Raw genomic sequence first — 545 nt, forward strand, 5'->3', positions numbered from 1 at the left:
TCCTCCGCCACGCTCTGCGCAAGCGGCGCCACGGCGACCACGGGAGCGTCGTTCACCGCGGTGACGGTGAGCGCGAAGATCGCATCGACGCTGAGCGTCCCGTCCGAAGCAGTCACTTTGACCGACAACGCACCGTTCCAGTCCTGCGGAGGCGTTCCGCTGAAGGTGCTGGTCGTCGTGTTGAACGTCATCCAAGCCGGCAACGCCGAACCGTCGGCGAGCGTTGCCGTCAGCGTCAAGCTGGTGTCGACGTCGACGAAGGTGCCAGCCGGGAGTTGGTAACTCCAGGACGTATCCTCCGCCACGCTCTGCGCAAGCGGCGCCACGGCGACCACTGGAGCGTCATTTACCGCGGTGACGGTGAGCGCGAAAATAGCATCGGTGCTGAGCATCGCGTCGCTGGCGGTCAGCTTTATCGACAGCGCACCATTCCAGTCCTGCGGCGGCGTTCCGCTGAAGATGCCGGTCGTGGCATCGAACGTCATCCAAGCCGGCAATGCCGAACCGTCCGCAAGTGTCGCCGTCAGCGTCAAGCTGCTGTCGAC

General features: G+C 64.8%; 1 protein-coding gene. It reads right to left on the minus strand.

The features are described 5' to 3' along the window. On the minus strand, nucleotides 1-545 hold a 545-nt coding region (locus AC1DT3_RS23785; RefSeq protein WP_477467605.1), incomplete at both ends, for a putative Ig domain-containing protein.

Source organism: Microvirga sp. P4_G7, from assembly GCF_056401005.1.